8 protein-coding genes are annotated in these 8,260 nt (G+C 61.6%); 3 read left to right on the top strand and 5 right to left on the bottom strand.

Annotated features, from left to right (window positions below; all coding sequences use genetic code 11):
* Window positions 1-214: 214 nt before the first annotated feature.
* The gene (locus tag AC1RQK_RS37480) at window positions 215-1,339 is read left to right on the top strand and encodes an NAD(P)/FAD-dependent oxidoreductase (protein ID WP_492814523.1); all 1,125 of its coding nucleotides are present in this window, start codon (window positions 215-217) and stop codon (window positions 1,337-1,339) included.
* Between the two features lie 49 nt (window positions 1,340-1,388).
* Here the strand turns inward: AC1RQK_RS37480 and AC1RQK_RS37475 are convergent, their stop codons facing one another.
* On the bottom strand, window positions 1,389-2,360 hold the full coding sequence (locus AC1RQK_RS37475) for a Bug family tripartite tricarboxylate transporter substrate binding protein (protein WP_492814521.1): 972 nt from the start codon (window positions 2,358-2,360) through the stop codon (window positions 1,389-1,391).
* A 108-nt stretch (window positions 2,361-2,468) separates the two neighbouring features.
* Here AC1RQK_RS37475 and AC1RQK_RS37470 point away from each other — a divergent pair, with 108 nt between their 5' ends.
* Window positions 2,469-3,101, top strand: a complete 633-nt coding sequence (locus tag AC1RQK_RS37470; RefSeq protein ID WP_492370891.1) for a helix-turn-helix domain-containing protein — start codon at window positions 2,469-2,471, stop codon at window positions 3,099-3,101.
* Window positions 3,102-3,328: 227 nt separating this feature from the next.
* Window positions 3,329-4,588 (top strand): alpha/beta hydrolase family protein, encoded by a 1,260-nt coding sequence (locus tag AC1RQK_RS37465; RefSeq protein ID WP_492814519.1) that lies wholly within the window; start codon window positions 3,329-3,331, stop codon window positions 4,586-4,588.
* A 43-nt stretch (window positions 4,589-4,631) separates the two neighbouring features.
* On the opposite strand, the gene AC1RQK_RS37460 is transcribed toward AC1RQK_RS37465, so the two are convergent.
* The 4 genes from AC1RQK_RS37460 to AC1RQK_RS37445 form a co-directional block, all read right to left on the bottom strand.
* Complete coding sequence (locus tag AC1RQK_RS37460) at window positions 4,632-5,666, bottom strand: porin (RefSeq protein WP_492814517.1); 1,035 nt, start codon at window positions 5,664-5,666, stop codon at window positions 4,632-4,634.
* Between the two features lie 239 nt (window positions 5,667-5,905).
* Window positions 5,906-6,460, bottom strand: a complete 555-nt coding sequence (locus tag AC1RQK_RS37455; RefSeq protein ID WP_492370894.1) for a flavin reductase family protein — start codon at window positions 6,458-6,460, stop codon at window positions 5,906-5,908.
* Between the two features lie 20 nt (window positions 6,461-6,480).
* On the bottom strand, window positions 6,481-7,692 hold the full coding sequence (locus AC1RQK_RS37450) for an acyl-CoA dehydrogenase family protein (protein ID WP_492814515.1): 1,212 nt from the start codon (window positions 7,690-7,692) through the stop codon (window positions 6,481-6,483).
* Window positions 7,693-7,725: 33 nt separating this feature from the next.
* Window positions 7,726-8,133 carry a VOC family protein gene (locus AC1RQK_RS37445; protein WP_492814513.1) on the bottom strand — a complete coding sequence of 136 codons (408 nt, stop codon included), beginning with the start codon at window positions 8,131-8,133 and terminating at the stop codon, window positions 7,726-7,728.
* Window positions 8,134-8,260: the final 127 nt, after the last annotated feature.

The following is an 8,260-nucleotide window of genomic DNA, read 5'->3' as shown; positions in this document are numbered from 1 at the left end:
AAGGCGATGCGAGTTTGGGTCCCGGCCGCTCTTTTCGTCGAAGCCCGAGGAGGTAGTCGCCCCATCCGGCGCGCCTTTTTTGCCTACTTTTTTGGCGAGACAAAAAAGTAGGTCGCCGCCCCGCAGGGGTGGTGAAACTGCAGCTGCCTTTGACTTAAAGCAGTTGCAGTTACAACCAACAACCCAATCCCCCATCAACCAGAACCAAACCAAAATGGAACAAGTTGACTGCGCCGTCATCGGCGCCGGCGTCACCGGCCTAGCCATCGCCCGCACCCTCTCCGCCGCCGGCCGCGAAGTCATCATCCTCGAAGCCGAGAACACCTTCGGCACCCACACCAGCGCCCGCAACTCAGAAGTCATCCATGCAGGCATCTCGTACGCCCCGGGATCGCTAAAGGGCAAGCTCTGCGTAGCCGGCAAGCAAGCGCTATACGCCTACTGCGCCGAACGCGGCATCGGCCACCAACGCATCGGCAAGCTGATCGTGGCGGTGCAAGAGGCCGCCATTCCCGAGTTGCACAAGTACGTGCAGCTCGGTGCCGCCCAAGGCGTCACCGACCTGCGCCTCATCGGCGCCGACGAGGCCCGCGACCTGGAACCCGAGGTGGCATGCGCGGGCGCGCTGCTGTCGCCCTCCACCGGCATCGTCGACAGCCACGGCCTGATGCTGGCCTACCTGGGCGACGCGCAGCGCCACGGCGCGGCGCTGGCGCTGAACAGCCCCGTGCTGGCGGGACGGCCAACGCCGGACGGCATCGTACTGCAGGTGGGCGGGGCAGAGCCGATGGAGTTGCGGTGCGGCACCGTGATCAACGCCGCCGGCCTCGGCGCGCAGCGCGTGGCCGCGGCCATCGCCGGCATGCCTGCCGGCAAGATCCCGCCGCTTTACTACGCCATCGGCCACTACTTCACGCTCTGCCGCCCCTCGCCCTTTCGCCGCCTGGTTTATCCCACCGGCCGCGAAGGCGCGCTGCGCGCGCACGTTACGCTGGACCTGGGCGGGCAGTGCAAGTTCGGCCCCGACCTGGACTGGCGCGACGGCGTGGACTACAGCTTCGACGCATCGCGCGAAGCCGTGTTCTACCAGGCTGTGCGCCGCTACTACCCCGCCCTGCGCGACGGCGACCTGCAGCCCGGCTACACCGGCATCCGCCCACGCCTGGCGGGCCCAGGCTCGTCGATGCACAACAGTGCAACCGACTTCATCGTGCAAGACGCGAGCGAGCACGGGATTCCCGGCCTGATCAACCTGTTTGGCATCGAGTCGCCCGGGCTGACGGCATCGCTGGCGATGGGTGAATACGTGGGTGAGCGCGTGGCGGCGCTGGCGCACTGATTACAAACATATCGCCGGCCCTCATCGAAGCGGCAGGCGATCGGGAAGGTCAGTCCATCTTGATGCCCAGGGGCGCGAGCTGTTTCCGGTATTGCTGTATCTCGCTAGACAAGTAGCTGCTGAACTGCACTGGCGTGGACAGCACCAGCTGGCCGCCCGACGTCTTCAAGAAGGCCTGGTACTCGGGACGTTGCGCAGCAACCGCCACCTCGCGCTGTAGCTCAGCGGCAGCCTGCTGTGACAGGCCAGCCGGCGCAAGCAGGCCGGACCAGGCAGGAATGTCGACGTCCCTGATGCCGAGTTCGCGTAGCGTGGGGACCGCAGGCATTTCCTTGACACGCTGCGCGCTTGAAATCGCGAGCGCGCGTGCCTTGCCCTCCTGGATCAACGGAGCGGCCAGGGACGACGCCATGAATGTGTAGTCGACGTGGCCACCCAGGATGTCGCTGATCGGCGAAGCTTTGTAGGGCACGTGCAATACCTTGATGCCCGCCGAGCGTGCAAACAGCTCGCCAATCAAGTGGGTGGTGTTGCCAGTGCCCCAGGATGCATAGCTCACCGTGCCCGGCCGTGCGTGCGCGTCCTTGATCAACTGCCTCAGGTCCTTATACGGCGAGTCCGTGCGCACAAGAACCACGAACCCTGGTGCGGTGGTCAGCAGCGTGATCGGCGTGAAGTCGCGTAGAGAGTCATAGGGCAGCTTCGTGTACAAGACAGCATTGGTCGAATGTCCGCCTGTTGTGAAAAGCAGCACGCTGCCATCTGGCTTGGCGCGCGCAACTTCGGCCGTGCCGATCAGGCCACCAGCCCCGGGCTTGTTCTCGACGAAATATTGCCGCTTGGTGGTTCGCCGGAGGTTCTCGGCGAGCATGCGCGCACTGGCGTCCAGCGCGTTTCCGGCAGGAAACGGCACAACGATGCGAACCACATCCGGGCTCGGCTGGGCGCTCGCCGCTGAAACCACAAGCGCGGTCGCCACAAGTCCAATGCGGCACAGGGAATGGCGTTTCAGGCGTTTCATTCAGTCTCCTTCTTGTTGATATGGCTAAGTTGGAGGGCTCTTGATGGCCCTGTGGTGGTGAAAAAACGGGATGTGCAACAATTGCAGACGATCTGAAAACTCGCTGCCATGACTACCAGTAAGAAGACCACCCCCAAAACCTCACCTGCATCAACCCCGGCCAGGCCCGCCCCGGCCACCGAAGCGCGCCCAGCAGCGGACGGTCAGCGCATCAAGCAGAAACGCCTGGAGCGCGGTTGGTCGGTGCGGCATCTTGCGGCCCATAGCGGGCTTGCCATCTCCACCATCTCGAAGATCGAAAACAACAAGATGGTGCCGACGGTGGAAGTGTTCTCAAAACTGCTCGCGGCGCTGCAGACCAACCCCGGTGACTGGTTCTTCGAGGCCGATGCCGAGAGTGCGAAGCCCTTCGTCAAGCTGGTACGAGCCGGAAGCCAGGTCGGCATCGAGCATCCCGCGGTCCACCGGGACATCCTTCTCGGCGGCGCGGAGCACGGCAACATCGTGATCATGCGGCAGGTGTATCGCCCTCATGCCCCGGAGCTCCAGCAGATGGGCCATGTTGGCAACGAGCTGATCTACGTCATTCGTGGCGGCCTGGAGATCAGCATCCGGGGCCGCAAGAAGCTGCTGTTGAATCCGGGTGATTCGTTGCATTTTTCCAGCTCGCTCCCACACCGCTACGAGGCAGCCGGAGACGAGGAATGCGAAGCGCTGATGGTCTGGTGGAAGCAAGACTGAATTCCAGTGGTGGTGCTGCGTTGGTGCTTTGACGAAGCTGTAGACACCTTCGCGGTAAAGGTCGCGGCGACAGCCTAGGCAAGGCCGTTGCAAGCGAGGCCTTGCCAACGGCAGTTTCCTATAGGAAACTACGGTTAGCAACAGGTGTTTCGATTTTTCATCTTCAACAAGATGATTCAGGTGCACGCTAGCAACGCATTCCCCCCGGGAAGGCACCGGGCCGCCTGTTGCTTGACCAGACTCCCCTCGCATGCAACGCGGGGGCTCTCGCCACCACCAACCCACCCGGCACAATGAAACTATCTATCGATCACTCGTACCATTTCGAGCTTCTTCGCATTCTTGGCCACGCCTACTATGGAGGCTCGGATGTGCAGGAAGTCCTTCAGATTGCGGGCCGCCTGACGCCGGGCGACGATGAAGGCTGGTACGAGGCCTGGAACACTCTGGCAGAAAGGCTCAAGGCGACTGCGGACGAAGCGCAGGAAAAAGGGCATCTGAAGAGCGCGTCGCAGACGTATCTGCGCGCGGCGATGTACTTCATGATCGCGGACTTCTATCTGCATGCGAACACGGACGATCCCCGCATCCTGGCATCGGGCCGCGCCAGTCGCTCCGCGTTCACAGCCGCGATTCCCGGCCTGGATTTCGAGGTCACGCGCGTAGAGATTCCCTATGAAGGCGCGTGGCTGCCCGGCTATGTCGTCAAGAAGAAGGGTACGCCGGCCGGCAAGCGCCCGACACTCATCTGCCACTCGGGATTCGACGGAAACAAGGAAGAACTGGTGGTGTTTCCCGGCATGGCCGCGGCTGAGCGCGGATACACGGTCGTGGCATTCGACGGACCGGGCCAGGGCGAGGTGGTGCGCGAGACCCGGCGCGCGTTCCGTCCCGACTGGGACAAGGTCGTTTCCCCGGTGATCGACTTCGCGCTCACGCGCGCGGACGTCGACCCCTCCCGTATCGCGCTGCTCGGCATCAGCCTCGGGGGCGTGCTCGCCCCCATCGCCGCAGCCAAGGATCACCGGATCCGGGCGCTGGTTGCCAATGGCGGGCTCTACAGCTTCCACGACGTCGTATCCGCTCGCTTCCCGGAAGCCGTGCCTGCCAACCGCGAACGCTTCGACCAGGCCGTGAACGCTGCCATCAAGACGGATACGATGTCCCGATGGGCAGTCAACCACGGCAAGCTGGTATTCGGCGTGGACAACGCCTTTGACTACGTCAACAGCACGAAGCCCTATGTGGCTGCCGATGCCGCCCAGGTGCGGGCGGCCACCCTGGTGATCGATTCTGAGCAGGAGGGATTCTTCGAAGGGCAACCGCAGAAACTGTACGACGCGTTGACTTGCGAAAAGACGCTGATGCGCTTCCCGTCGTCGGAGGCCGTCGGTGAGCATTGCCAGGCAGGTGCGGAAGCCGCGGGGGGGCGGAAGATCTTCGATTGGCTCGATGAAGCCATGGACGTGAAGTCCCTGAAGCCCTGAGCTTGACAAGATGACGGAGGCTGCCGGTCGGGCAGCCTCCCGATCAGAACTTGTGCCGGATACCAACGCCGAAAGCGGTCCCGCTGCCCAGGTGGCTCAACTTGTCGTAGAGCACGTTGGCATACAGGTCGCTTCGCTTGGAGAGGAAGTAGTCATAGCCAAACCCAAGATCGCTGCGCCGGATAGTGGCAACGCCGTCGGCTCTGATGACAGTCCGCACTGCGGATGCCATGAATTTTCCATTTCCGTAGGGCACGGTCATCCCAACCTGTACCGTATCGGTCTTGATGCTGTCCCCGCTGTTTCGCGTGCTGTCGTATTGAACAAACGCCTTGAGGAAGTTGAAGTCGTAGGAGACGGCAGCAGCCATTGCGGTCTGTGCCCAGCTCTTTGCAAGAAAGCCAGCGCCCACGCGCGTGCGCTGGATCGCGAAGGTCGCGCCCCAGGGCGCCTTGTCGTATAGCAGCATGGCAACGGCATTGTTGCTGGAGTTGGTCCCGGCCACCTCCCCCAGTCCATAGACGAAGCGGCCAGACAGGCCGTTGATCTCGGGAGTGTAGTAGCCGACCGCATTGCTCCAGCCGGTGTCCGCTGCGAAATAGCGGCCATACGATGGTGTCCAGAGTACATTGAGCAAAGGGGAAAACTTGGTCGAACCGCCAAAGGGGTCGAAGAGCGCGGTAGCGAGGAACATCGGGTTAGCCAGCCGGCCGGTGCGTATCTCGCCCACTTTGCTTTCCATGCCGACGTAGGCATTGCGTGCGAACAGCGCGTCGCCCGCGGCGCGTCCGCCGGCGCCGGTATCCGCGAGAAAGTAGGACTCGATCCGGAAGTTGACTGTCAGGTCGTTGCCGAGGTCTTCACTGCCGGCAAAGCCCCAAAAGGACGTCGTCATGCCACCACTTTGGACGCCGAGCACGGATTTCGGATCGCCACTGGCCTTGCTGCTGCCAAGGAAGGTGTCGACGGCGCCGTAAAGCTGGGCGCCTGCGGCATGCGCCGCCCCCTGGGATCCCAGGAGTATCGGGAGTAGTGCGAGGATTCGTCTGCTTCGTTTTTGCGTTATTTTTTTTATCATGATTCTCCTCCATTGTTACCAGCCAAGGCATGTTGTGATCATTTAAATAATTGATGTCTTATCTCGTGATGGAAAATTTGGTGAAAATCCTCCCTTGCCGATGCGTGGATCGGAATTGTTGTTTCGATACGGAATAGGTTTCGAACGAGGAAGCGTTCAGGTATCCGCTGGACGCGGAGGAGACATCCTCAGTGTCCAGCGATGTGGCGGCTAACAACCGAGTGTGTTCACAAACCAGATCAGCGCCGGGCTTCCGATTGACGGTCTTCCAGGAATCGGCTTCGCCAGAAGATCAGGGGAGACGCCGATTCTTCGTGGAACTCAACGACGCGGCCCACAAACATGATGTGGTCTCCGAGGTAGAGACTATGCTCGCGTCGGCAGTGGAACCAAGCCATGGACTCGTCGAGGACGATGCCCCCGCCGTCGAGCCTGCGTTTTGCAACGCCGTCGAACCTGTTCTCCGTCGGCTTTGCGAACCGCTGCGCGAGGCTGGCCTGTCGGTGGCTGAGCACGTTGACGGTGAAGCAATCGGCGGCCTGGAAAGCACTGCGATATCTCGAATCGACAAACAGGCTCCACGCTAGCAGCGGCGGGCTCATGGATAAGGAGCTGAATGAATTGACGGTAAGGCCCACCAGCGTGGCGTCGGGCGCTGTGGTGGTGACGATGGTGACGCCCGTGGCAAATGCGGAGAAGGCCATCCGCAACCGCTTGGCTTCTTCCGCGGAAGGCTTGCTTTGCGCGGCATCCTCGCCCGGCGCCGATTGTTGGCATTGGACGTTTGACGACATGGAGGTTCCTTGTCTCATAGTCACAGCATGGGATTCGTGACTTGCCCCCCCAGGGCATGCTGGCCAAACGCGCTACCAGCCACATCAAAGGCAAAGTTCACATGAGACTGAATAGCATGCGCGTCCCGGAAACAACGTTGCAGCGGACTGTTTTCATAGAGTCCGTTGGCCCCGGTCATGGAGAAAATGGTATCGACCGCCTGCGTGCACAGTTGCACGCAGAACGCCGCGTTCTTGCGGTACTTCAGCTTCGCGTGCAGGTCAGGAACCTGGCCGCCACGGGCGATCGCCATGACCTCGGCCGCGTCCGCCCGCAACAGCGTGCGGGCTGCGTCGATTTGCGCCGAGGCGGAAGCGACCTTGATCTGCACGGCCTGGAAATCGCTGATCTTGGCCGCCGTGTAGTGCGTCTTGCGGCTTCGGTTGCTCTCCAGGAAGATCTCGAGCGCCGCTTGCGCGTTGCCAAGGGCGGGGCCGGCAAGGGTGTGCCCACCCAATGCCACAAGGGGAAGCCGGAACAGCGGTCCCGGATTCGCCGCAGACGCGGGATGTTCGCCGCCACGGATGTCGGCCATGCAAAGAGCGCGGTGCATGGGGACAAAGATCTCATTGCAAACGACCTGCTTGCTGCCGGTGCCTTTCAGGCCGGCCGCGAACCAGTTGTCGACGACCTCGTAGTCGCGCTTGTGCACAAGGCACAGTCGGTGATCGGTAGGCGGCGCATCGGGAGCACTCCTGATGGTGACGGCCAGCATGTTCCATTCGCTTGCGTCGACGCCGCTGGAGAATGGCCAGCTGCCGGAGATGACGAAGCCGCCGTCCACCTTTTTGCCGCGTCCCGCCGGGAACGCAAGGGCCGAGGCAATCAGGTGATCCGGCGACGCGCCCCAGACATCCTCTTGCGCTTGTTGCGGGTAGAGCGAAAGCAGGAAGTGATGCGAGCCAAGGTTCGCCACGTTCCAGGCTGTCGACGGGCACCCGCGTGCGATTTCGGCGGAGATGTCGATGATCGCGACGTAGTCCAGCTCCATGCCGCCGCGGGACTGCGGCTGATGGTAACGAAACAGGCCTAGCTGATGCAGATCTCGCAACGTTTCGGGCAAGGGAACCCGGGCGGCTTCACACGCCGGGGCGCGCTCTCTAAGCGTGGCGACCAGGGAGCTGGCGCGCTGCATAGCTTCATCAGCGTTGACCATGGAAAACTCGTAGGGAATTTCGGCGCGTTTGTTCATGTTGGATTCGGATAGTGAGGTTGGACTGGAGGCTTATCGGTTCGGGAAATTGAGCTCGATCGAGACGCCATCGGGATCGGAGATAAAGATCTGTTCAAGGCCGGATTGGGGCAGGCTGCGCCGGCGCATAGAGATCGAAAGGCGTGTGAACCGCTCTTCAAACTCCACGAGCCCCGAGGCGAAGAAAGCAATATGGTCCACCGCACCGCCCCCGGTCGGAGACGCTCCGGGCTTACGGTCGAAGTAGGCCAGCAGTTGCTCGTCATCGCTGGCGCAGGCCAGATGCACGCAGACGTGGGATCCGATGGCAAGCCAGTACCCGGGGAACGGCGCCCATGGACGATCGCCCTCGCGCATGCCAAGGGCGTCAACATAGAAGCGACGCGACGCCTCGATATCTTTTGCGATAACCAGAAAGTGATTGAGGTCCGTCAGTGGCATTTTGGATAACTCAGGATGATTTCGTGAAATAGATGGAACTTATAGTGAATGCGATTGAGTTTATTGAAATCGCATATTTTTTTGACTGATATTTATTATCGTTGCATAACCCTGCGGTTATTTCACA

It is taken from the genome of Cupriavidus sp. GW822-FHT02D05 (assembly GCF_058802485.1).
The sequence above is the reverse complement of the archived record's forward strand: the minus strand, read 5'-3'. Positions and strand labels throughout refer to the sequence as shown.